Origin of the sequence: Amycolatopsis jejuensis (genome assembly GCF_000717335.1) — a bacterium.
GTDB classification, from domain to species: domain Bacteria; phylum Actinomycetota; class Actinomycetes; order Mycobacteriales; family Pseudonocardiaceae; genus Amycolatopsis; species Amycolatopsis jejuensis.
Window position 1 is genome coordinate 197,175 of the sequence record NZ_JNYZ01000006.1, and the last position, 26,983, is coordinate 224,157.

Annotated in this window: 2 protein-coding genes and 1 pseudogene (1 of these 3 running past the window's edge); all 3 read left to right on the forward strand. The window is 72.5% G+C overall.

The genetic code is table 11. From position 1 onward, the window contains the following. Positions 1 to 10,799, forward strand: partial view of a type I polyketide synthase gene (locus OO71_RS09565; protein WP_033289314.1) — the 3' end only. 17,170 nt of this gene lie to the left of the window's left edge; 10,799 of the gene's 27,969 nt are visible here — the last part of the coding sequence; its start codon lies beyond the left edge, outside the window; it ends in the stop codon at positions 10,797 to 10,799. Then, positions 10,796 to 20,674 carry a type I polyketide synthase gene (locus tag OO71_RS09570; protein ID WP_425388663.1) on the forward strand — a complete coding sequence of 3,293 codons (9,879 nt, stop codon included), beginning with the start codon at positions 10,796 to 10,798 and terminating at the stop codon, positions 20,672 to 20,674. Before OO71_RS09565 ends, OO71_RS09570 begins: the two co-directional genes overlap by 4 nt. A 41-nt stretch (positions 20,675 to 20,715) precedes the next feature. Beyond that, a pseudogene (locus OO71_RS46245) lies at positions 20,716 to 26,889 on the forward strand (SDR family NAD(P)-dependent oxidoreductase); the annotation flags it as partial. Positions 26,890 to 26,983: the final 94 nt, after the last annotated feature.

Genomic DNA, 26,983 nt, shown 5'->3' on the forward strand with positions numbered 1-26,983 from the left:
CCCCGGCCCTGTCGTCCTGGCGCCGCCGTCGCCACGATCAGTCCACAGTGGACGAGTGGGGCTACCGGGTGGTCTGGAAGCCGTTACCGGCCACTGCGGAACGCGCGAAGCCAACCGGTACCTGGCTGGTCGTGACTGCGCCCGGAGCCGACGACGGATGGATCGGCAACGTGGCAGGCGGGCTGGGCGCCGAGGTCGTCCCGTGCGAGGTGACCGATCCCGATCGCGGCGCGCTGGCCGGGCAGTTGCGCGGATGCGGCACCGATTTCGCCGGAGTGCTTTCCCTGGTGGCACTGGACAACGGGACCGCCGGGCTGACGCTCACCGCCACCCTGGTGCAGGCCCTCGGCGACGCCGGGATTGCCGCGCCCCTGTGGTGCCTTACCCGCGGGGCAGTGGCGATCGGGCATTCGGAGCAGGTCGCCGATCCCGTCCAGGCGGGAGTGTGGGGGCTCGGCCGGGTGGTGGCGCTCGAGCATCCGGACCGCTGGGGTGGTCTCGTCGACCTGCCGCCGGAACTCGGCCCCTCCACCGCTCAACGGCTCGCGTCCGTGGTGGCCGGGACCGAGGACCAGGTCGCCGTACGGGCGTCCGGGGTGTTCGCCCGGCGACTCGCCCACCGGCCGACCGGCCGGGAAGCCGCGGCTTACCGGCCGTCGGGCACCGTGCTCGTCACCGGGGGTACCGGTGCGCTCGGCGCGCACGTCGCCCGCTGGCTCGCCGCAAGCGGGGCCGAGCACGTGGTCCTGCTCAGCCGCCGCGGACCGGACGCTCCCGGCGCCGCCGGACTGCACGCCGAACTGACCGCCGCGGACACCGTCGTCACCGTGCTGGCTTGCGACGCAGCGGACCGGGACTCGCTGGGTGAGGTGTTCGCCCGGTTCCCGATCAGCGCGGTGTTCCACACGGCCGGAGTCGTCGAGGACAGCGTCGTCGACGCGCTGACCCCGGAGAAGTTCACCGCCGTCTGGCGGTCGAAAGTGGTTGCGGCACAGGCACTCGACGAGCTGACCCGCGACGCGGACCTGTCCGCGTTCGTGCTCTTCTCGTCCACCGCAGGCACTCTCGGCGCACCCGGGCAGGGCAACTACGCCGCGGCGAACGCGGCGCTCGACGCGGTGGCCGAACAGCGCCGCGCGGCCGGGCTCCCGGCGACGTCGATTGCTTGGGGCCCGTGGGCGGACGGCGGAATGGCCACGGGCCGGCCGTCGCTCGACAGCCGCCTGCAGCGGGGCGGCTTCGGCCTGCTGACCCCGGAACTCGCGATTTCCGCCCTGCAGCAGGCCATCGGGCTCGGCGATCCCGTCGTGGCCGTCGCCGACATCGCCTGGGACCGGTTCGCCGAGGCCTTCACCACGCTCCGGGCCAACCCCTCGGTGTCGGAGCTGCCCGAGGTCGCCCGGCTCGCCGTGGTACCGCCCGAGCAGGCCGGTGAACCGGAGCTCCGCCGCCGTCTGGGTGAGCTGTCCGGGGCGGAGCGCAGCGCCGCGATGCTCGAGCTCGTGCGTACCCGGATCGCGTCGGTGCTCGGCCATGCCGACGCCGCGGCGGTCGAGGACGGCCGGGCGTTCAAGGATCTGGGCTTCGACTCGCTGACCACGATCGAACTGCGCAACGCGCTGGCGGCGGCCACCGGACTGAAACTCGCCGCGTCGATGATCTACGACTATCCGAATGCCGCCGAACTGGCCGAATTCCTGCTGTCCGAACTGCTCGGCTCGATCGCCGGGCCGGTGGTCCCGGCCACCGCCACCCGAGCGGTGGCCGACGATCCGATCGTGATCGTCGGGATCGGCTGCCGCTTCCCGGGCGGAGTCTCGTCGCCGGAAGACCTCTGGCTGATGCTCGCCGAAGGCCGGGACGGCATCTCGCCGTTCCCCGCGGACCGTGGCTGGGACCTCGAAGCACTCGCCGGCGGCGCGTCCGACACCCGCGAAGGCGGTTTCCTCACCGGTGTTGCGGACTTCGACGCCGCGTTCTTCGGGATCTCGCCGCGTGAGGCACTGGCGATGGACCCGCAGCAGCGGCTGCTGCTCGAAACGAGCTGGGAAGCGCTGGAGCGGGCCGGGATCGACCCGGCCACCCTGCGCGGCAGTGACGCCGGGGTGTTCATGGGCACGAACGGCCAGGACTACCCCGGCGTGCTGCGGGAAGCGGCGGCGGACGTCCAGGGCCACATCGCCACCGGCACCACCGCCAGCGTGCTGTCCGGGCGGCTGTCCTACACCCTGGGGCTCGAAGGTCCCGCGGTCACCATCGACACCGCCTGCTCTTCCGCGCTGGTGGCACTGCACTGGGCCACTCGGGCCCTCCGCGCCGGGGACGCTTCGCTGGCACTGGCCGGCGGCGTGTCGGTGATGTCCAGCCCGGACTCGTTCGTCGAGTTCAGCGCACAGAGCGGTCTCGCGCCCGACGGCCGCTGCAAGCCGTTCGCCGAGGCCGCGGACGGCACGTCGTGGTCCGAAGGCGTGGGAGTCCTGGTGCTGGAACGGCTTTCCGACGCCGTGGCCAACGGGCGCGAGATCTGGGGCGTCGTGCGCGGCAGCGCGATCAACTCCGACGGCGCGTCGAACGGCCTCACGGCCCCCAACGGCCCGGCCCAGCAGCGGGTCATCCGCGGTGCGCTGACCGATGCCGGGCTGGCCCCGTCCGACGTCGACGCCGTGGAAGCACACGGCACCGGGACCACCCTCGGCGACCCGATCGAAGCCCATGCGCTGCTGATGACCTACGGCCGCGACCGCGCGGAGCCGCTGCGGCTGGGCGCGATCAAGTCGAACCTCGGGCACACCCAGGCGGCGGCCGGCGTGGCCGGGCTCGTGAAGATGGTCATGTCGATGCGCCACGGCGTGCTGCCGAAGACCCTGCACCTCGACGCGCCCACCTCGCACGTCGACTGGGCCGCCGGAGCGGTTTCCCTGGTGCGCGAACCGGAAGCGTGGCCGGTGGCCGGGCGTCCGCGGCGCGCCGGGATCTCCGCGTTCGGCGTCAGCGGTACCAATGCGCACGTCATCGTCGAGCAGGCGCCGGTCGCCGAGCCTGCGGTGGCCGAAGCGCCGATCACCCCGGCGGTCGTGCCGTGGATCGTGTCCGGCAAGAGCCGGGCCGCGCTGCAGGCCCAGGTCGACCGGCTCACCGAGTTCACCTCAGCGGCCGATCTGTCCACTGTGGACGTCGGATACGCACTGGCCACCGGACGGACGGCGTTCGCGCACCGCGCGGTGCTGCTCGCCGGCCCGGAGGGCGTCGCCGAATCCGCCCGCGGCGCCGTATCCACCGGCAAAATCGCATTCCTGTTCTCCGGGCAGGGTTCCCAGCGGATCGGGATGGGCCGTGCGCTCTGCTCCCGGTTCCCGGTCTTCGCGGCCGCACTGGACGAGGTCTTCGCGCACCTGGACGTCGAACTCGATCGCCCGCTGCGGGACGTCGTGTGGGGTACCGACGCCGGGCTGCTCGACCGGACCGGCTACACCCAGCCTGCCCTGTTCGCGGTCGAGGTCGCGCTGTTCCGGCTGCTGGAATCGTGGGGCAGCACGCCGGGCTTCGTCGCCGGGCATTCGATCGGGGAGATCGCCGCGGCGCACGTCGCCGGGGTGCTTTCGCTGCCGGACGCCGTCCGGCTCGTCGTCGCCCGTGGCCGCCTGATGGAGGAATTGCCGTCCGGCGGGGCAATGGTGTCGCTGCAGGCGACCGAAGCCGAGGTCCGCCCGCTGCTGACCGGCGGCACCTCGATCGCCGCGGTCAACGGGGCCGCCGCGGTGGTGGTCGCCGGTGCCGAGGACGAGGTGGCGTCGATCGCCGGGCAGCTGCAGGCCCGCGGACGCAAGACCAAGCGGCTGCGGGTGAGCCATGCCTTCCACTCGCCGCTGATGGACCCGATGCTCGACGGCTTCCGCCGGGTGGTCGACGGGCTTTCCTTTGCGGCGCCGCAAATCCCGCTGGTGTCGACCGTGACCGGGGAGCTCGCCACGGCCGCCCAGCTGACGTCGCCGCAGTACTGGGTGGCGCAGGTCCGGGAGACCGTCCGGTTCGCCGACGCCGTCCGGGCGCTGCGGGACGCCGGGGTGTCGACGTTCGTCGAGGCAGGCCCGGACGGCGTGCTGTCGGCGATGGCCCAGCAAGTACTCGATGACCCCGACGGGTGCGCGGTCGTGCCGTTGCTGCGGGCGAACCGCGACGAGGAGACCACGATCTCGGCTGCGGCCGGTGCGCTCCACGTACGGGGCGTGCCGGTGGCGTGGGACGCGTTCTTCGCCGGGACCGGCGCCCGCCGGATCACCTTGCCGACCTATGCCTTCCAGCACGAGCGGTTCTGGCCGGATGTCCCGCGCCGCGCGGCCGGCGAGCCCGCCGATGCCGAATTCTGGTCCGCCGTCGAGCGGGAGGATCTGCCGTCCCTGTCGGCGATGCTCGAACTCGGCGACGGCTCGCTGACCGCGGCCGTGCCCGCCCTGTCGGCTTGGCGGCGCAAGCGGCACGACCGGTCCGTGGTGGACGGCTGGTGCTACCGGGTGACCTGGAAGCCGTTCACCGCCCGGGCCGGGACGGTCTCCGGCCGCTGGCTGGTGGTGGTCCCCGACCGCGCGGAGCCATGGCTGGACACGGCGGTCGCGGCACTCGGCGAGGACGTCGTACGCGTGCGGCTCGGCGACGATCCCGCCGAGTTCACCGCGCGGCTGAGCGAGGCCGCCGGGGACTTCGCCGGGGTGGTTTCCCTTGCCGTACCAGGGTGGCCGGCGGCTCTGCTGGACGCGCTCGCCGACGCCGGGGTCGAGGCCCCGCTCTGGTGGGTCACCCGCGGCGCCGTTTCCGTCGGCCGCGCCGAGCACCTCGCCGACCCCGGCCAGGCCGCCGGATGGGGTCTCGGCCGCGTGCTCGCGCGGGAGAACCCGGCGCGGTGGGGCGGTCTCGTCGATCTTCCCGAAACCCTCGACGCGCGTTCCGCCGAGCGCTTCGCCGCCGTGCTGGGCGGCCCGGAGGACGAGGTCGCCGTCCGCACCTCGGGGGTGTTCGCCCGGCGCCTGGTCCGGGATACCGGAGACCCGGCGCCTTCCTGGACCCCGGCGGGCACGGTGCTGGTCGTCGGCGGCGCCGGTTCCGGCGGAGCGCCGGTGGCCCGCTGGCTGGCGGCCGCAGGTGCCGCCCGCCTCATGCTCACCTCGAAGCATCCCGATCCGGGCCGGGAAACCGAACTGGCCGGGCTCGGTGCCGCGGTGTCGGTCGTGCAGTGCGACGCGGGCGATTGCGACGCACTCGCCGCGGTACTGGACTCCGCCGGGGAAACGCTGACCGCGGTGATCCACGTCGACGGGGAGCCCGGCGACCTCACCGGTGACCTGACCACCGACGTCGGAGCGGCCGTCGCCGGTGCGGAGAACCTCGACGCGCTGCTCGCCGACCGCCCACTGGACGCCTTCGTCCTGTTCACCACGGTCGCCGGGGTGTGGGGTTCCGCCGGACGGGGAACCGAGGCCGCGGCCGGTGCGCACCTGGCCGCGCTCGCGCGGCGGCGCCGCGACCGGGGAGCCCGGGCGCTCTCGATCAGCTGGGGGGCTTGGGCCGACGGGGTTTCCGGCAGTCTCGCCGGGCACCTGCGCCGCACCGGGGTCCCCGCCCTCGACTCCCGTCTCGCACTGGCAGCGCTCGGCCGGGTGGCCGACGGCAGCGGGGATGCGTCCGTGGTGGTTGCCGACGTCGTATGGGACCGTTTCGTTCCCGCGTTGACCGCGAACCGGCCGTGCACCCTGTTCGACGAACTGCCCGAAGCGCGGGCCGCCCACGCCCCGGCCGGGGACGGCGGGTCGGAGACGCGGCTCCGGCTGCGCGGCCTTTCCGAAGCCGCGCAGGCGGCCGAGGTGCTCGGACTCGTCCGCGAGAAGGTCGCCGCCGTGCTGGGCCACGCCAGTGCGGACGCAGTCGAGGCGGACGTGGCGTTCAAGGACCTCGGGTTCGACTCGCTCACCGCGGTCGACCTGCGTACCCAGCTGGCCGCCGCAACCGGGCTCGCCCTGCCCGCGACCCTCGCCTTCGACCACCCGACCCCGGCAGCGCTGGCGGCCCATCTGCGGGCGGAACTGCTCGGTGAACAGCCCGGCCCGGCATTGCCGACGGCCGGCTCCCGGGGCACTGGCGACGACCCGGTCGTGATCGTCGGCATGAGCTGCCGCTATCCCGGTGGCGTGCGCTCGCCGGAGGACCTCTGGCAGCTGGTGTGCGACGAGGTCGACGCGATCGGCGCACTGCCGCGCGACCGGAACTGGCCGCTGCCCGAGCTCACCGGCACCGGCCCGGGCAGCACGGTCGCCCGCGGCGGCGGTTTCCTCGACGGTGCCGGGGACTTCGACCCGGGCTTCTTCGGCATTTCGCCGCGGGAGGCACTCGTGATGGACCCCCAGCAGCGGCTTGTCCTCGAAGCCGCGTGGGAAGCATGGGAGCGGGCCGGGATCGACCCGGCCGGGCTGCGCGGGACCGCCACCGGCGTGTTCATCGGCGGCGGCAGCGGCGACTACCGGCCGAATCCCGGGGAGAGCGGGCACTGGCAGACGGCCCAGTCGGCGAGCCTGCTCTCCGGCAGGCTGGCCTACACCTTCGGGCTGGAAGGACCGGCGGTCTCGGTCGACACGGCGTGCTCGTCCTCCTTGGTGGCCCTGCATCTGGCCACGCAGGCACTGCAGGCGGGCGAGTGCGCGATCGCGATCGCGGGCGGCGTGACGGTGATGTCGACGCCGGCCAACTTCATCGAATTCGGTGACCTGGGAGCCCTTTCCGCCGACGGCCGCTGCAAGGCGTTCGCCGAGGGCGCGGACGGCACGGGCTGGTCCGAAGGGGTCGGGATGCTGGTCGTCGAACGGCTTTCCGACGCGCGGCGGAACGGGCACGAAGTGCTGGCTGTGGTCCGCGGTTCGGCGATCAACTCCGATGGTGCGTCGAACGGGCTCACCGCCCCGAGCGGGCCCGCCCAGCAGCGGGTGATCCGCACGGCGCTGGCCGCGGCGGGCTGTTCCGGCGCCGACATCGATGCCGTCGAGGCACACGGCACCGGCACCGTCCTCGGCGACCCGATCGAAGCGCAGGCGCTGCTCGCGACCTACGGCCAGGACCGGGAGCGGCCGCTGCGGCTCGGTTCGGTCAAGTCCAACATCGGCCACACGCAGGCCGCTTCGGGGGTCGCGGGCGTGATCAAGATGGTGCTCGCCCTGCGGCACGGGGTGCTGCCGAAGACCCTGCACGCCGACCCTCCATCGTCCTATGTGGACTGGAACGCGGGCGCGGTCGAACTGCTCACCGAGACCGTGCCGTGGCCCGATGCGGGACGGCCGCGCCGCGCCGCCGTCTCGTCGTTCGGGGCGAGCGGGACCAACTCGCACGTCATCGTCGAGCAGGCGCCCGCGCCGGACGAACCCGAGCCGGTGCGCGCGACCGGGGTCGTACCGGTGCTGCTGTCCGGGAAAACACCGTCGGCACTGCGGGACCAGGCCGCTGCGCTCCGGGCCCGGATCTCCGCTGATCCGGATCTCGCGCTCGCCGATGTGGCGTTCTCCTCGGCCACCACCCGCTCGGCGTTCGAGCATCGCGCCGCGGTCGTCGCCGGTGATCCGGACCAGCTCCGCGACGGCCTGGCGACGCTGGCCGAGGGCGAGACGTCGGCCCTTGCGCTGCGGGGGACGGCCGGGCACAGCGGCAAACTTGCCTTCCTGTTCTCCGGACAGGGCTCGCAGCAGCCGGGAATGGGGGCCGCGCTCTACCGCCGGTTCCCCGTGTTCGCCGAGGCCTTCGACACGGTGCTGGCCCACCTGGAAGACCATCTGGACCGCTCGCTGCGCGATCTCGTCTTCGCCGAACCGGCGACCGTGGAAGCCGAACTGCTCGACCAGACCGGGTACACCCAGCCCGCGCTGTTCGCCGTCGAAGTCGCGCTGTGTCGCCTGGTGCAGTCGTGGGGCGTCGAGCCCGATTTCGTCGCCGGGCATTCGGTCGGCGAACTCGCGGCGGCTCACGTTGCCGGGGTGTTCTCGCTTGCCGACGCCTGCCTGCTGGTTGCCGCACGGGGGAGGCTGATGCAGGCGCTGCCCTCCGGCGGCGCGATGGTGTCGATCGAGGCGACCGAGGACGAGGTCACTCCGCTGCTCACCGCCGGTGTCTCGATCGCCGCGGTCAACGGTCCGCGGGCAGTCGTGGTCGCCGGGGACGAGGATGCCGTGGCCGCGATCGCGGACCGGCTTGCCGCGGACGGGCGGAAGACCAAGCGGTTGCGCGTCAGCCACGCGTTTCATTCGGCACACATGGACGCCATGCTGCCGGACTTCGAGCGGGTCGCGCGAAGGGTGTCGTACGCCGCGCCGTCCGTGCCGTTCGTTTCCGCGCACACCGGGGAGCAGGTGTGCGACCCCGGATACTGGGTCGACCAGGTCCGCCGCACAGTCCGCTTCGCCGACGGCGTTGCCGCGCTGGCCGCGAACGGGGTCACGAGGTTTCTCGAGATCGGCCCGGACGCCGTCCTCTCCGCGATGACCCGGGAGTGCCTCGGCGAGACCGGCGCGCTGGTGATCCCGTTGCTGCGCAAGGGCCGCGACGAGGAGGAGACGGCCATTGCAGGGCTGGCGCGGCTGCACGTCGACGGCGTCGGCGTCACCTGGCCGGGCTTCTTCGCGGGAACCGGCGCCCGGCGGGTCGACCTGCCGACCTACGCCTTCCAGCATCAACGGTTCTGGCCTGCGGCCACCGCCGAGGCACCCGGGGCCGGTGTGGACGGCGAGTTCTGGGCCGCGGTGTCGAACGAGGATTTCCCTGCCCTGGAAACAGCATTGAACGTGGACGGCGAGGCGCTCGCGAAGGTGCTTCCCGCGCTGCTGGACTGGCGGCGGCAGCACGCGGACAAGTCCCTTGTGGACAGTTGGCGCCACCGCATTGCCTGGAAGCCGCTCGGCCCGGTCCCGGCCCGGGAACTCTCCGGTACCTGGCTGGTGCTCGCTCCGGCAGGCAGCGACGACGAGTGGATCCCGGTCGCGATCGGCGCACTCGGCCGGAACGCGGTCCGCATCGACGTTCCCCCCGGCCGGGACCGGGAAGCGCTGGCCGGATCGCTCAGCGAGGTTTCCGGCCGGGACTTCGCCGGGGTGGTGTCGCTGCTCGCCTTGGTGGGCTGCGAAGCGGGGGTGGCCTCGACTGCCACGGCGCTGCAAGCATTGGGCGACGCGGGGATCGTCGCTCCACTGTGGACTGTCACGCGGGGCGCGGTTTCGGCCGGGCCGGGAGAGGCACCGGTCCGCCCGCACCAGGCTGGAGTCTGGGGTCTCGGCCGGGTGGCCGCCCTCGAACACCCGGATCGCTGGGGCGGTCTCGCCGACCTTCCCGAGGTCGCCGACGCGAGGGCGGCGGAGCGGTTCGCCGGGGTCCTCGCGGGGCTCGACGGCGAGGACGAGGTCGCTATTCGCGCCACGGGAGTGTTCGGCCGCCGCCTCACGAAGCCTGCCGCACACGGCTCCGCCCCGATCTGGGAGCCCGGCGGAACGGTCTTGATCACCGGCGGCACCGGCGCGCTCGGCAAGCATCTCGCCCGCGGGCTCGCTCGGGCCGGCGCGGAGCATCTGCTGCTCGCCAGCCGCCGCGGTCCCGGCGCTCCCGGTGCGGCGGAACTGTGCGACGAACTCGCCGCTGCCGGGGTCGGGGTCACGATTGCCGCCTGCGATGTCGCAGACCGGGCCGAGCTGCAGGCGCTGCTCGACCGCGTCCCGGCGGACCATCCGCTGAGCGGCGTCATCCACGCGGCCGGGGTGCTCGACGACGGGGTCCTCGACGGCCTCACCCCGGACCGGTTCGAAGCGGTGTTCCGCGCGAAGGCAGGCTCGGCCTTCCTGCTCGACGAGCTGACCCGGGAACGGGACCTGAAGGTCTTCGCGCTGTTCTCGTCGGCGTCGGGCGCGGTCGGGAATCCCGGCCAGGCCAGTTATGCGGCGGCGAACACCGTGCTCGACGCGATTGCCGAACGACGGCATTCCCTCGGCCTCGCCGCGACCTCGATCGCCTGGGGTGCTTGGGGTGGCGACGGCATGGCCGCGAACGCGCACGCCGGGGACGCCGCCCGGCGCAGCGGAATCGGGGCGATGGATCCGGAACTGGCTTTCGCCGCGCTCCGCGAGGTCGTCCTCGAAGACGAACCGACAGTGCTGGTCGCCGACGTCGACGCGAAGCGGTTCACCGCCACCGCCCGCCCGAGCGCGTTGCTGCGGGAGCTGCCCGGCTACGACGAGCTCGTGGCTCCGGACCCGGCGGACACCGCGATCTCGTTGCGGGCCAAGCTCGGCGACCTGGCCGCCGGACAGCGTTTCGAGACCGTGCTCGACCTCGTCCGGACCCACGCGGCGGAGGTACTGGGCCATCCCGATGCGGAGCTCGCCGGAGCCGAGAAGGCGTTCCGGGACCTCGGTTTCGACTCCCTCGGCGCGGTGGAGCTGCGCAACCGGCTCACCGCCGCGACCGGGCTGCGCCTCGCGTCCACGCTCGTCTTCGACCATCCGACCCCGGTGGCACTCGCCGGGCACCTCCTGGCCGGGATGCTGCCGGACGCGGCCACCGAGAACAGTGCAGACGGTGGCGAGACCGACGAGATCGACGTGCAGGCCCTGCTCGGTTCGGTGTCGGTGGCGCAGTTGCGCGAGATCGGGGTACTGGAGCCGTTGCTGCAGCTGGCGAAACGCACCGCCGCGGCGGAGCCGGACGGCGGAGGAGGCGGGGAAGCGATCGATGCCATGGAGATCGACGATCTGGTGAAGGCGGCCCTCGACGGCCGTTCCGACTGACGGAGTTGATGATGACATCGCCCAGCGAGAAGGTGGTCGCAGCGCTCCGCGCTTCCCTCAAGGAGACAGACCGGCTGCGGCAGCAGAACCGCCTGCTCGTGGCAGGCGCAGCGGATCCGATCGCGATCGTGGCGATGAGCTGCCGGTTTCCGGGTGCGGTGGCCTCGCCGGAAGACTTGTGGGACCTCGTGGCTTCGGGCACCGACGCCATCTCGGGCTTCCCGGCCGACCGCGGCTGGGAACTGGCCGCGCTGGATGCGGCCGAGGTCGACGCGCGCGGGCACGGCGTCAGCAGGCAGGGCGGTTTCCTGAGCGGGGCCACCGGATTCGACCCGGGATTCTTCGGGATCTCGCCGCGCGAAGCCGGGTCGATGGACCCCCAGCAGCGGTTGCTGCTCGAGACCTCGTGGGAAGCCGTCGAACGCGCCGGGATCGATGCGACCCGCCTGCGCGGGACCCGGACCGGGGTGTTCGTCGGCACCAACGGGCAGGACTACGCCTACCTGGTGGTCGGCGCGCCCGCCGAATCCACCGGCGACGTCGGCACCGGGTTCGCGGCGAGTGCGTTGTCCGGGCGGCTGTCCTACACGCTCGGCCTGGAAGGGCCTGCGGTCACCGTCGACACCGCCTGCTCGTCGTCGCTGGTCGCCCTGCACCTGGCCGTGCAGTCGCTGCGGGCGGGAGAGTGCTCGCTGGCGCTGGCGGGCGGGGTCAACGTGATGTCCACGCCCGGTTCGCTCGTCGAGTTCAGCCGCCAGGGCGGGCTCGCTCCGGACGGGCGGTGCAAGGCGTTCTCCGCCCGCGCCGACGGCACCGGCTGGGCCGAAGGCGCCGGGATTCTCGTCCTGGAACGGCTTTCCGACGCCCGTGAGAACGGCCACGAGGTCCTCGCACTGGTCCGGGGGTCGGCGGTCAATTCCGACGGTGCGTCGAACGGCTTCACCGCGCCGAACGGCCGTGCGCAGCGGCGGGTGATCCGGCAGGCGCTCGCGAGCGCGAAACTGACCGCCGCCGAGGTCGACGTCGTCGAGGCACACGGGACCGGAACCCCGCTGGGCGACCCGATCGAAGCGCAGAGCCTGCTCGCGACCTACGGCAGCGACACCGCACGCGAGCATCCGCTGCTGCTCGGGTCGATCAAGTCGAACCTCGGCCACACCCAGGCGGCCGCCGGGGTCGCGGGCGTCATCAAGATGGTGCTGGCGCTGCGGCACGGCGTGCTGCCCAAGACTTTGCACGCGGAGCCGCCGTCGTCCGAAGTGGACTGGTCACAGGGCAAGGTGGACCTGCTCACCGAACGGCGCGAGTGGCCGGAGACGGGACGGCCGCGCCGGGCCGGGGTTTCGTCGTTCGGGGTCAGCGGTACCAATGCGCACACCATTCTCGAGCAAGCACCTGCGCCGGAAGCCGAGGACGACGATGCCCCGCTTCCGGAGGTCGTGTCTTGGCTTCTTTCGGGCCGGACGCCAGCCGCGCTCAAGGATCAGGCCAGGGCATTGCTGTCCGCCTTGGATCGCCGTCCCGGATTCCGTCCTGCCGACGTGGCCCTTTCCCTTGCCACCACCCGGGCGGCATTCGAGCACCGGCTGGCCGTGACGGCAGACGATCCGGCCGGGCTGCACCCCCTGCTGGCCGCCTGGACCACCGGAGCTGCCGCGCCGGGTGTGGTCGAAGGAGAGGTCACCGGGCGTCCCCGGCTCTGCGTGGTGTTCTCCGGGCAAGGGGCGCAGCGCGCGCGGATGGGCAAGGAACTGGCCGCTGCCTTCCCGGTTTTCGCCGATGCGCTGGACGCGGTGCTGGCGCAGTGGGACGCGCCGGTCCGCGAGGTCCTCTTCGCCGAGCCCGGGACCGCCGAGGCCGCTCTGCTGGACGAAACCGAGTACACCCAGCCCGCGTTGTTCGCGGTCGAGGTCGCGCTGTTCCGGCTGGTCGAAGCTTGGGGTTTCAGCCCGGGATTCGTGACCGGCCATTCGGTCGGCGAGATCGCCGCGGCGCACGTCGCCGGAGTGCTGTCGCTGGCGGACGCCTGCACTCTCGTGGCGGCCCGGGCCCGGCTGATGCAAGCGTTGCCCGCGGGCGGGGCGATGACTTCCCTGCAGGCCACTGAAGCCGAAGTGCGGCCGCTGCTCACCGACGCGGTCTCGATCGCGGCAGTGAACGGCCCGGACTCCGTCGTCGTGGCCGGCGATGCGGACGCGGTCGCCGGAATCGCGGCGAAGTTCGAGGCACTGGGGCGCAAGACCAAGGAACTCGCGGTGTCGCATGCCTTCCATTCCCCGCGGATGGACCCGATGCTCGGCGAGTTCCGCCGGGTCGTGCGCGGCCTGACCTTCCGTGCTCCGGCACTCCCGCTCGTCTCGAACCTCACCGGCGAGATCGTGGCCGGGGATCTGGTGTGCTCGGCCGAGTACTGGGTGCGGCACGTGCGCGAGCCGGTCCGGTTCGCCGACGGCATCCGGGCCGCCCGCGCCGCCGGGGCGACGGTCTTCCTCGAACTCGGCCCGGATGGCGCCGCGTCGGCCATGGTGCAGGACATCTCGGGGGACGTGCTTGCCGTTCCCGCGCTGCGGAAGAACCGCGGCGAGCAGTCTGCGATCGTCTCGGCGCTGTCGCGGTTGCACGTCGCCGGGATCGCGGTCGACTGGGCCGCGTTCTATGCCGGAACCGGTGCGCGCCGGATCGGCCTGCCCACCTACGCATTCCAGCACGAGCGCTTCTGGCCCGAAGCGAGCAAGCCCGCGCGAACCACCATGGACGCGCGATTCTGGGACGCCGTCGAACGCGAAGACCTCGACGGCCTCGCCGCAGACCTGAACGTCGAGGCCGGTGCTCTCGGCGCAGTGCTGCCCGCGCTGGCTTCCTGGCATCGCGAGCGGGAAACTCAGTCCACTGTGGACTCCTGGCGGTACCGCGAGCGCTGGGTACCGCTGACCGGATTTTCGCAGGGCAGCCCGCCGGGCTCGTGGCTTGTGCTCGTCCCGCAGCAGCTTACCGACGACGCCTGGGCCGCATCGGTGGTCGAGGCCTTGGGACCCGCGGCGCTCCGGCTTGACGTCGGCACGACCGGCCGGGCCGAGCTGGCCCAGCTCCTACGGGCGCACCTCGCTGCCGATTCCGCCGGAGTGGTGTCCCTTCTCGCGTTCCTCGACGCGGGTGCGCCAGCCACTGCGGAACTGCTGCAGGCATTGGGCGACGCCGGATCGGCGGCGCCGGTCTGGGCCGTGACGCGGGGCGCGGTGTCGACGGGCCGGGCGGATCGGGTGCACGACGTCGGCCAGGCCGCGGTGTGGGGGCTGGGCCGGGTGGCGGCGCTGGAGTACCCGCAGCTGTGGGGTGGCCTGATCGACCTGCCGGAGATTCTCGACGAGCGCGCCGCCCGGCGGTTCGCCGGAGTGCTCGGCCGAGCGGACTCCGCTGAGGACCAGATCGCGGTGCGGCGCAACGGGGTCTTCGGCCGCCGCCTGGTCCCCGCTCCGGCAGGCGGGCGGGCGGAGTGGGCACCCACGGGAACCGTTCTGATCACCGGTGGCACCGGTGCGCTCGGTGCGCACGTCGCCCGGGACCTGGCCGCGAAGGGCGCTCCGCACCTGGTACTGGCGAGCCGTCGCGGGGCGGCGGCTCCGGGGGCGGAGCAGCTGGAGGCCGAGCTGGCGGCGCTGGGCAGCAAGGTCACCGTTGCCGCATGCGACGTCTCCGACCGGCAGGCCGTCGAGGACCTCTTGGCCGGTCTTCCCGCCGGACTGCCGCTCACCGCGGTCGTGCACACCGCCGGTGTCCTGGACGACGGTGTTCTCGACGGACTCACCCCGGACCGGTTCGCGGTGGTGTTCCGCTCGAAGGTGGCGTCGGCACTGGTCCTCGACGAGCTGACCCGTGATCTCGGACTCGACGTGTTCGCGCTGTTCTCTTCCGTCGCCGGTGCGGTCGGAAACCCCGGGCAGGGGAACTACGCGGCCGCGAATGCGGTGCTGGACGCCATCGCCGAACGCCGTCGCGCCGACGGGCTCGCCGCGACGTCGATTGCCTGGGGCGCATGGGCGGGCGGCGGAATGGCGGATGAGGTCAAGGCGGCGGAGCGCGCCCGCACGCCCGCGCTGGAACCCGTGGTGGCCCTTGCCGCGCTGAACCATGCCGTCACCGAATCCCCGGCGACCGTGGTGATCGCGGATCTGCAGAATCCCGCACTGCTCACCGCGCTGCTGAGCCTGCGGCCGAGCCCGTTGCTCGCCGATCTGCCCGAGGCCAAGCGCGTCCGGCCGGTCACCGGGCAGCCCGCCGCATCCGGGCTCCGGGCGAAGCTGGCGCAGCTGCCCGAGGCAGACCGCACCGGGCTGCTCCTCGACACCGTTCGCGCCGACGCCGCCGCCGTGCTCGGGCATGCCTCGCCGACGGCCATCGGAGCCGGAAAGGCGTTCCGCGACCTCGGTTTCGACTCCCTGACCGCCGTCGAGATCCGCAACCGGATCGCCACCGCGACCGGGCTGACCCTGCCTGCCACGCTCGTTTTCGACTACCCGACACCGGCTGCGCTCGCCGCCCATCTGGTGGACCGGCTCGTCGGTCCGGCGGACGAGGCCGTCCAGGTACCCGCAGCCGCGCAGAGCGCCGTCGACGAGCCGATCGCGATCGTCGGGATGGGGTGTCGCTTCCCGGGTCGGGTTGCGTCGCCGGAGGATCTGTGGCAGTTGCTGGTCGAGGGCCGCGACGCGATTTCAGGGTTCCCGGTGGATCGTGGCTGGGATCTGGATGCGCTGGCGGGGGATGGCCGGGGGAACAGTGTGACCGGGCAGGGTGGGTTTCTGGAGGATGTCGCGGGGTTCGACGCGGGGTTTTTCGGGGTGTCTCCGCGGGAGGCGCTGGCGATGGATCCGCAGCAGCGGTTGCTGCTGGAGACGTCGTGGGAGGCGGTCGAACGGGCGGGAATCGATCCGGCGACGTTGCGGGGCAGTGCCACCGGGGTGTTCGTCGGGACCAACGGACAGGACTACGCGAGCTTGGTCGTGAGTTCGCGCGAGGACGTGGCCGGGCACGCCAGTACCGGGTTGGCGGGGAGCGTGGTGTCCGGGCGGATTTCCTACACGTTCGGTTTCGAGGGTCCGGCGGTGACGGTGGATACGGCGTGCTCGTCGTCGTTGGTGGCGTTGCATTGGGCGGTGCAGGCGTTGCGGTCGGGTGAGTGTTCGCTGGCGTTGGCCGGTGGGGTGACGGTGATGTCGACGGCGATGGGGTTTGCGGGGTTCAGCCGTCAGGGTGGGTTGGCTGCGGATGGCCGGTGTAAGGCGTTTTCCGATGATGCGGATGGGACTGGGTGGGCTGAGGGTGCGGGGGTGCTGGTTGTCGAGCGGTTGAGTGACGCGGTGCGCAATGGGCATGAGGTTCTTGCGGTGGTGCGGGGTTCGGCGGTGAATCAGGATGGTGCGTCGAATGGTCTTACGGCGCCGAATGGTCCGTCGCAGCAGCGGGTGATTCGGCAGGCGTTGGCGGGTGCCGGTCTGTCTGCTTCGGATGTTGATGCCGTCGAGGCACACGGGACCGGGACAGTATTGGGGGATCCGATCGAGGCGCAGGCGATTCTGGCGACGTATGGTCAGGATCGGGAGATTCCGTTGTGGTTGGGGGGAATCAAGTCGAATCTTGGGCACACTCAGGCGGCGGCGGGGGTGGCCGGGGTGATCAAGATGGTGATGGCGTTGCGGCATGGGATCTTGCCGGAGACGTTGCACGTTACGGAGCCGTCGTCGCGGGTGGATTGGTCCGCGGGGTTGGTGTCGTTGTTGACTGAGCAGACACCGTGGCCGGAGGTGGGGCGTCCGCGCCGGGCGGGGGTGTCGTCGTTCGGGTTGAGTGGCACAAATGCGCATGTGATTGTCGAGCAAGCCCCGCCGGTTGCCGTGGACCGGGTGGACAGTGCGGATTCCGTGGTGCCGTGGCTGCTGTCGGCGAGGACGGAAACCGCGCTGGCCGAGCAGATCCACCGGCTCCGGTCGTTTGCCGAGGCCAATCCGGGCATCGCCGCGGCCGACATCGGCCGTTCTTTGGTCCGCGGGCGGGCATTGTTCGAGCACCGCGCGGTGCTGCTCGCCGGTGCCGCGGACGGGCCGCTGCAGTTCGAGGGGGTGGCCGGAGAACGGTCGACGGCGGTGGTGTTTTCCGGACAGGGCAGCCAGCAGCTGGGCATGGGCCGCGATCTGTACGACCGGTTCCCGGCGTTCGCGGACGCGTTCGACGCGGTGGCCGCTGAACTGGACCTGGATCGTCCGTTGGGCGAGATCGTGTGGGGCGAGGACGCCGAGGTGCTCGACCGGACGGGGTATGCCCAGCCCGCGTTGTTCGCGGTCGAGGTGGCGTTGTTCCGGTTGCTGGAGTCGTTGGGGGTGCGCGTTTCCCGGGTGGCGGGGCACTCGATCGGCGAGATCGCGGCGGCGCACGTTGCTGGAGTCTTTTCGCTGGGTGACGCGTGTACGTTGGTGTCGGCGCGAGCGCGGTTGATGCAGGCGCTTCCGGCCGGCGCGGGTGCGATGGTTTCGGTCCGTGCGGCGGAGGACGAGGTACGGCTGCTGCTTGCCGGGCAGGAGGAAAGAGTTGCGATCGCTGCGGTCAACGGTGTGGACACCGTGGTCCTTTCCGGTGCGGAGGACGCCGTGCTCGCCATTGCCGGACAGCTCGCGGACGCGGGCCGCAAGACGAAGCGGCTGGCGGTGTCGCATGCCTTCCATTCGCCGCTGATGGATCCGATGCTGGCCGATTTCGCCGCGGCGATCGACGGGCTGACCTTCGAGGCACCGCGGATTGCGATGGTGTCGACCGTGACCGGGCGGCAGGCCGAGGCCGGGGAGCTGTGCTCGCCGGAGTACTGGGTCCGGCAGGTCCGGGAGCCGGTGCGGTTCGCCGACGGCATCCGCGCGCTCGTCGCCGAAGGCTCGGACGTCATTCTCGAGCTCGGTCCCGGCGGGGCGCTCGCCGGGCTGGCGCTCGATCTCGTCGATCCGGCTGCGGTGACCGTGCTCCCGTCGCTGCACCGGGGACGCAGTGAAGAAACCGCTCTGCTGGGCGCGCTCGCCGAGCTGCACGTGCGCGGCGCCGGGGTCGACTGGGCCCCGCTTTTCGCCGGCACCGCAGTCGTCGACCTGCCGACCTACCCGTTCCAGCGGGAGCGCTACTGGCCGACACCCGGGGTGGTCCCCGCCGACGCCGCCGGGCTGGGCCTGCTCGCGGCGGGGCACCCACTGCTCGGCGCGGCGACCGAGGTGGCCGGCTCGAAGGGCGTGCTGCTGACCGGGCGGCTTTCGGTCACCACTCTGCCGTGGCTTGCCGCGCACGTCGTCGACGGCACCTTGACCTTCCCCCCGGCCGGTTTCGCCGAACTCGCACTCCGCGCGGCGGACCAGGCAGGCTGCGAGCGGGTCGGGGAACTGACCGTCACGACCCCGCTGGTGCTCGGCGCGGAGGACACCGCCGCCCTGCAGGTGTGGGTCGGCGAGCCGGACGCCACCGGGCACCGGGAGATGACGGTCCACTCGTGTGCCGCCGACGCCGGCTGGATCCGGCATGCGACCGGGAACCTCGCGCCCGAAACGGCTGCCGCGCCCGGAATCGGGACCTGGCCGCCCGCTGACGCCGCCGCGCTCGATCCGGACGAGTTCACGGCGGGCAGCTGCCTGCGCGCGGCGTGGCAGCGCGGCGACGACGTCTTTGCCGAAATCGCGCTCCCGGACGGCATCGAGGACGCCGCCGCATTCGGCCTGCATCCCGTACTGCTCGACGCCGCGTTGCAAGCGGCGAGGTACACCGAAGCCGGGCTCGACCCGGTGTCGTGGACCGGGTTGGAGCTGCACGCGGCCGCCGCGTCGGTCCTGCGCGTCCGGCTGACCGCGACCGGCGAGGACACCGTTTCCCTGGCTGCGGTGGACGCCGAAGGCGCGCCGGTCCTGTCTGCCGAGTCGGTTCGGCTGCAGGCCCTCGGCCCTCGGCAGCCTTCGCCGGACGGCTCGCTGTTCCGGCTGGACTGGGTTCCCGTCGCGGCCGCGCCCGCGGAACCCGGCACGACGTGGGCGGTACTGGGTGCCGACGAACTCGGCCTGGCCGCTGCGGTGAAGGCGGCCGGGTACTCCGTTGCGTCCGGCGGGAAACTCGCCGACCTGGCCGAGGGACCGGTGCCGGACTTCGTGCTCGTGCCGGTCGCCGGTGCCGACGGCAGCGACATCCCCGCAGCTGCCCACGCAACGACCTGCCGGGTCCTGGAAGTGCTGCAGGACTGGGCTTCGCATGACCGGTTCGCCGGAACCCGCCTGCTGTTCGTGACGCGGAATGCGGTCGGCGATACCGTGTCGGACCTCGCCGCGGCTCCAGTGTGGGGCCTCGTCCGGGCCGCTCAGCTGGAGCACCCCGGCACGTTCCTGATCACCGACGTGGACGGCGAAGACGCTTCTCTCGCCACGATTCCGCGGCTTCCCGGTCTGCTGGCAGCGGACGAAACGCAAGCTGTCGTACGCGATGGCGAGGTCAGCGCCGGACGGTTGCACCCGGCGCCAGTCGGAACCGGCGGTCGTACCTGGGATCCCGACGGGACGGTGCTGATCACCGGCGGCACCGGCGGCCTCGGCAGGCACCTCGCCCGGCATCTCGTCGCCGAGCGCGGAGTCCGGCATCTGCTGCTGGCGAGCCGCCGGGGCCCGCACGCCCCCGGCGCCGCCGAGCTGCGCGGTGAGCTGCTCGCGCTGGGCGCCGAAGTGACCATCGCGGCCTGCGACCTCGGCGACCGGGACGCCGTCGCCGAGCTGCTGGGCACTGTCCACTCCGGACATCCGCTGACCGCGGTCGTGCACACCGCCGGGGTGCTCGACGACGGGGTCGTCAGCTCGCTGACCCCGGAACGCCTCGCCACCGTCGCCCGGCCGAAGGTCGCCGGTGCCTGGTATCTCCACGAGCTGACCAAGGACCACGATCTGGCGGCGTTCGTCCTGTTCTCCTCGGTGGCCGGGGTGATGGGCAGCCCGGGACAGGCCAGCTACGCGGCGGGCAACACCTTCCTCGACGCCTTGGCGCAGTTCCGGGTGGGCGCAGGCCTGGCGGCCACGTCACTGGCCTGGGGCCCGTGGGCCCCGGACAGCGGCATGACCGGCACCCTGGACGACGTGTCGCGGCGGCGGATCGCGGGTCTCCCGCACCTGTCGCCGGAGCAGGGCATGGCGCTGTTCGACCGGGCTACCGCGTCGGGTGCGGCGCTGCTGGTCCCGCTTGCGCCGGGCGCCGGTTCGATGCGGGCCCGGAGTGCGGTGCCTGCCGTGCTGCGGAACCTGGTGAAGCTGCCGCGACGCACGGCGGCCGCCGAAGCCGCTGTCTCGCCGGTCGATTTCGCCGGGCAGCTGGCGGAAATGCGCGAGGGCGACCGGCAGCACCACCTGGTCGGCCTCGTGCGGAAGGAAGCGGCCTCGGTGCTGGCCCACGGCTCGGCCGAAGCGATCGGTGCCACCCGCGAATTCCGCGAGCTCGGTTTCGATTCGCTGACCGCGGTCGAGCTCCGCAACCGGCTCACCGCCGCCACCGGCCTGCGCCTGCCCGCGACGCTGACCTTCGACTACCCCACCCCGGAGGTACTGGCCGGGCACCTGGGTACCGAACTGCTCGCCGCCCGGGCGGCCGGGCCGTCGTTGCTCACGGAGCTCGACCGGTTCGAAGCCGTGCTCGCCGCAAGCGAACCCGACGACGTCACCCGCGGCGGGGTCGCGCTGCGGCTCCGCCGGTTGCTGGCCGCCTGGCACGGGCCCGCGGGCGAGCCCGGAACGCACGACGTCGCCGAGCGGATCCAGTCGGCCAGCACCGAAGAGGTCTTCTCCTTCATCGACCGGGAACTCGGCCGGCTCGGGGAAGCCTGACCCGTCGCCATACCCGCCGCTATGGACAGGAAGGTTCACATGTGATGCCGGACGACAAGAAGCTCGTCGAGTACCTGAAGTGGGTCACGGCTGATCTGCACGAGACCCGCCGGCGGCTGGAAGAGGCCGAGTCGGGACGGCAGGAAGCCGTCGCGATCGTCGGGATGGCCTGCCGTTTCCCCGGCGGCATCGGCTCGCCGGAAGACCTGTGGCAGCTCGTGGTGTCCGGCGCGGACGGGATCACCGCGTTCCCGGCCGACCGGGGCTGGGACCTCGGCGTCCTCGCGGGTGACGGGCACGGCCGCAGCGCGACCACCGAAGGCGGTTTCCTGGACGACATCGCCGGATTCGACGCCGCGTTCTTCGGGATTTCCCCGCGCGAGGCGCTCGCGATGGACCCGCAGCAGCGGCTCCTGCTGGAGACGTCGTGGGAGTCCGTCGAACGGTCGGGGATCGATCCGGAGACGTTGCGCGGCAGCCGGACCGGCGTGTTCGTCGGCACCAATGGCCAGGATTACGCCAACCTCGTGCTTGCCTCGGGCGAAGACGTCGAGGGCCACGCCGGAACCGGGCTCGCGGCGAGTGTCGTCTCCGGCCGGATCTCGTACACTTTCGGCTTCGAGGGCCCGGCCGTCACGATCGACACGGCGTGCTCGTCTTCGCTGGTCGCGCTGCACCTCGCGGCGCAGGCCCTGCGGGCCGGCGAGTGCACCCTGGCGTTGGCCGGGGGCGTGACCCTGATGTCGACCTCGCTCGGTTTCGCCGGGTTCACCCGGCAGGGCGGCCTGGCCCCGGACGGCCGGTGCAAAGCGTTCTCCGACGACGCCGACGGCACCGGCTGGTCCGAGGGGATCGGGATGCTGGTGGTGGAGAAGCTGTCCGACGCCGAACGCAACGGTCACCGGGTTCTTGCGGTGGTGCGGGGTTCGGCGGTGAATCAGGATGGTGCGTCGAATGGTCTTACGGCGCCGAATGGTCCGTCGCAGCAGCGGGTGATCCGGCAGGCGTTGGCGGGTGCCGGTCTGTCCACTTCGGATGTTGATGCCGTCGAGGCACACGGGACCGGGACGGTGCTGGGGGATCCGATCGAGGCGCAGGCGGTGCTGGCGACTTACGGCCAGGACCGCGAGATCCCGTTGTGGCTGGGCGGGATCAAGTCGAACCTCGGGCACACCCAGGCGGCGGCCGGAGTGGCCGGGGTGATCAAGATGGTGCTGGCCATGCGGCACGGGATCCTGCCCGAAACGCTGCACGTACGCGAGCCTTCCTCGCACGTCGACTGGTCCGCCGGAGCGGTGGCCCTGCTGACTGGGAAAACGGAGTGGCCGTCTGCCGGGCGTCCGCGCCGCGCCGGGGTTTCGTCGTTCGGCATCAGCGGCACCAACGCGCACGTGATCCTCGAGCAGGCGCCCGAACCGAAGCCCGTACCGGCCGCGCCGGACGCCGCCGGGGTGCTCCCGTGGGTCCTCTCCGGCAAGACCACCGAGGCGCTGCATGCCCAAGCGGAGCGGCTGCGGTCCGCTGTGGACGGTCAGGCAGCCGCGGACATCGGCCTCTCGCTCGTCACCACGCGCTCCGTTTTCGACCGGCGCGCAGTGGTACTGGGGGAGTCCCGCGACGAGCTCACGGCCGGGCTCGCCGAGCTGGCCGCTGACGCACCGGACGCGGTCACCGGGCTCGCCGATACCGGTGGCCGCACGGTTTTCGTGTTTCCCGGCCAGGGTTCGCAGTGGGCCGGAATGGGGGTCCGGCTGGCCGCGGAGTCACCGGAGTTCGCCGGACGCCTTGCCGAGTGCGCGGCCGCGCTCGCCCCGTACGTCGAATGGTCCCTGCTCGACGTGCTCCGCGGTGCCGACGGCGCGCCGTCGCTCGATCGGGCCGACGTGGTCCAGCCCGCGTCCTGGGCGGTCATGGTTTCGCTGGCGGTGTTGTGGCAGCACCACGGCGTGGTCCCGGACGCCATCGTCGGTCATTCGCAGGGCGAGATCGCCGCGGCCGTCGTATCGGGCGCACTGTCCATCTCGGACGGTGCCCGCGTGGTCGCGTTGCGCAGCAAGGCGATCAGCCGGGCACTGGCCGGTCGCGGTGGCATGGTTTCCGTCGCGCTCCCGCCTGCCGAGGTGGAGAAGCGGCTGGGTGGGCGTGCCCTCTCCGTCGCCGCCGTCAACGGACCGAAATCGGTCGTCGTGTCCGGCGAGCCCGAAGCACTCGACGCGCTCCTTGCCGAGCTGACCGCCGACGACGTGCGCGCCCGCCGGATCGCGGTGGACTTCGCATCCCACTCGGCACAGGTCGAGCAGCTCGAGGGCGAACTGCGCAGCGAACTCGCCGCACTCGAGCCACGAGACTCCGAAATCCCGTTCTTCTCCCCGGTGACCGGCGAATGGCTGGACACCACCGGGCTGGACGCCGGCTACTGGTACCGCAACCTGCGCGAACCCGTCGGCTTCGGGCCGGCCGTCCGCGCGCTGCTGGACCAGGGGTACCGGGCGTTCGTCGAGGTGAGCCCGCATCCGGTGCTCACCGGCGACATCCACGCGACGGTCGACGAAGGCGGCGGGCCCGCCGTGGTCGCCGGGACCCTCCGCCGGGACGCCGGTGACCTGCGGCGGTTCCTGACGTCTCTGGCCGGGGTGTTCGTCCGCGGCGTCGACGTGTCCTGGGCATCGGTGTTCGCGGGGACGAACGCGAGCCGGGTGGACCTGCCGCCCTACGCGTTCCAGCGCGCGCGGTACTGGCCGCGGTCCGCCCCGCCGCGGGCCGACGCGGCCGGGCTCGGCCTGCACTCCGCGGACCACCCGCTGCTGGGCTCGGCGGTGTCGCTGGCCGGATCGGACGGCCTGCTGCTGACCGGGCGGCTTTCGACGGCAACCCATCCCTGGCTGGCCGACCATGAGGTCGGCGGCGTGGTGCTCTTCCCCGGCACCGGATTCCTCGAACTGGCCATCCGCGCGGGCGACCAGGCCGGCTGCGGCCGCGTCGACGAGCTGACACTTTCGGTCCCGCTGCTGCTTCCGGCCGACGAGGCAATCGCCGTCCAGGTGCGCGCAGGCGAACCCGATGACACCGGCTGCCGCGAAGTGCAGATCTTCGCCCGGCCCGCCGACGCGCCGCCGGAACAGGAGTGGACGTGCCACGCGACCGGGGTGCTGTCTCCGGGCGAACCGGCTGCGGACTTCGCCGCCGGTGCCTGGCCGCCGCCCGGCGCGCATCCGATCGACCTCGAAGGTTTCTACGACCAGCGCACCTTCGGCCCGGTGTTCCAGGGCCTGCGTAGTGCCTGGCGGCACGAGGACGTGGTCTACGCCGAGGTCGCCCTCCCGGCGCAGGCCGGCGACGCCGACCGGTTCGGGATCCACCCCGCGCTCCTGGATGCGGCACTGCACGCGGTGTCGTTCGTTGATCCCGATGGCGGCGGCAAGAGCCTGCTGCCGTTCGTGTGGAGCGGGGTGTCGCTGCAGGCGAACGGTGCTTCGACGCTGCGCGTGCGCTTGACCGGCGCCGGTACCGACGCGGTGGCACTGGTTGCGGTGGACCCCGAGGGCGCGCCGGTGCTGTCAGCGGACTCCCTGGTGTTGCGCTCGGCGGCGGCCGGTCTTGCCGCCGGGCCACGCGGAGAGCAGCAGTCGCTGTTCCGGATGGAATGGATCGACGTCCCGGCCACCCCGCCGCCCGCGACTCGCTGGGCGATCCTGGGTGACGACCGGTTCGGCTTCGCCGCGGCGGCATCTCTCGCGGGGCACACCGTCACGGCGTACGCGGATTGCCCTGCCGAGGTCAGCGGTCCCGCGCCGGATGTTTTCCTGCTGCCGGTCGCCGGAGATGGCCCCGCCGCCGTCCATCCGCTGACTACAGCAGTGCTCGGACAGATCCAGGGTTTCCTTGCCGGGGAACGGTTTTCGGGGTCTCGCCTGCTCGTGGTCACCCGGGGAGCCGTGGCCGACGGTGCGGGTGCCGGGCCCGATCTCGCCGCAGCCGCGGTGTGGGGGCTCGTCCGGTCGGCCCAGAGCGAACATCCCGGCCGGTTCCTGCTGGCCGACCTCGACGACACCGAGGAGTCCGCCGAAGCCGTTCCCGCGCTCGCCGGCCTGTTCGCCGACGGCGAGACGCAGGTTCTCGTGCGCCAGGGCCAGGTCCGCGCCGGACGGCTCGCCCGGCTCGTGCCCGGCCCCGGCCTGCTGCCGCCGGACGGCGACGAGCCGTGGCGGCTCGGCACCGGCCATCCGGGCAGCCTGGACGCCCTTGCCCTGCTGCCCGCCCCGGAGGTCGCGGAACCGCTCTCCGGACGCCAGGTCCGCATCCGGGTCACGGCCGCCGGGGTCAATTTCCGCGACGTGCTCAAGGCACTCGGGATGTACCCGGGCCGCGACGGCGTGATGGGGGCCGAGGCGGCCGGGATCGTGACCGAGGTCGGCCCCGAGGTGACGGCGTTCACCGCGGGCGACCGGGTGTTCGGCATGGTCGACGGCGGTTTCGGTCCGGTTGCCGTCGCCGACGAGCGGTACCTCGCCTCCGCCCCGGACGAGTGGCCGGACGAGCAGGCCGCGTCGGTCGCGCTGGTGTTCCTGACGGCGTACCACGCGTTCGCCGACCTGGCCGGGTTACGCCGCGGGGAGACCGTCCTCATCCACGCCGGTGCCGGCGGCGTCGGCATGGCCGCGATCCAGCTGGCCCGGCATTTCGGTGCGGAGGTGTTCGCCACCGCCAGCGAAGGCAAGTGGGACGAACTGCGGGCCCTCGGCATCGCCGAGGACCACCTCGCCTCCTCGCGCACGACCGAGTTCGAGCAGCGTTTCCTTGCCACGACGGGAGGACGCGGGGTCGACGTCGTGCTCAACGCCCTCACCGGCGAGTTCGTCGACGCGTCACTGCGGCTGCTCGCGCCGGGCGGGCGCTTTCTCGAGATGGGCAAGACCGACATCCGGGACGAGGCCGGAGGGGCGGACTACCGGGCGTTCGATCTCGGCACCGTTCCGGCCGCCCGGATCCGGGAAATGCTGGCCGAACTGCTGCGGTTGTTCACCGCCGGTGCACTCCGGCCGCTGCCGGTCCGCTGCTGGGACGTGCGGCAGGCGCCGGACGCCTTCCGCCGGATGAGCCGCGCCGAACACGTCGGCAAGATCGTCCTCACCATTCCGCCCGCGTGGGATCCCGGCGGCACCGTCCTGATCACCGGCGGCACCGGGGTACTGGGCGGTCAGCTCGCCCGGCACCTCGTCGCCGAGCGGGGCGTCCGGCACCTCCTGCTGGCCTCGCGCCGCGGCCCGGACGCGCCGGGAGCTCCAGAGCTGGCGGCCGAACTCGCCGCGGGCGGAGCCCAAGTCACGATTGCCGCCTGCGACACCGCGGACCGCACCGCGGTCGCGGACCTGCTCGCGTCGATTCCCCCGGCGCATCCGCTGACGGCCGTGGTGCACACAGCCGGTGTCCTCGACGACGGCGTGCTCGCTTCCCTGACCCCGGACCGGCTCAGCGCCGTCCTGCGGCCCAAGGTCGATGCCGCGTGGCACCTGCACGAACTGACCGAGGGGAGGCCACTCGCCGCGTTCATCCTGTTCTCCTCGGTGTCCGGGGTGACCGGCGCCCCCGGACAGGCCAACTACGCGGCGGCGAACGCCTTCCTCGACGCGCTCGCGCAGCATCGGCGGGCACACGGGCTCCCGGCGACTTCGCTGGCGTGGGGATTGTGGGAACAGGCGAGCGAGATGACCGGTGCGCTCACCGGCAACGACGTCAAGCGGATCGCCTCGGCCGGGCTGCCGCCCATCGGCACCCGGCAGGGGCTGGCGATGTTCGACGCCGCAATCGAGTCCGACGAGCCGCTCATCGTCCCGCTGCGGGTCGGTGCAGCCGGGCTCGGCAACCGGTCCGAGGTCCCGCCGCTCTTGCGCGGCCTGGTCCGGACGACCCGGCGGGCGGCCGCAGCGGCGGTAACGACCGCGACGCTGCAGGACCGGCTTCGCGGGCTCAACGCGGCCGACCGGGAAGACACCGTCCTGGCACTGGTGATGGACTACGCCGCCATGCTGCTCGGGCACCGGGACGCGGCCGCGCTCGATCCCGAGCGGGCGTTCCTGGAGGCCGGTTTCGACTCGCTGATCGCGGTCGAACTGCGCAACAAGCTCGCCGAGACCGTCGGCCTTCGCCTGCCCTCGACGGTGGTCTTCGACCACAAAACCCCGGCACAGCTGGCAAAATGGCTGCTCGGCGAGATCGACGGCAGCCTTGACGCCGCACCGGGCAAGCCCGTATCGCAGGGTTCGGGTGACACCGCCGACACCGCCGACACCGTCGCGAAGCTGTTCTTCG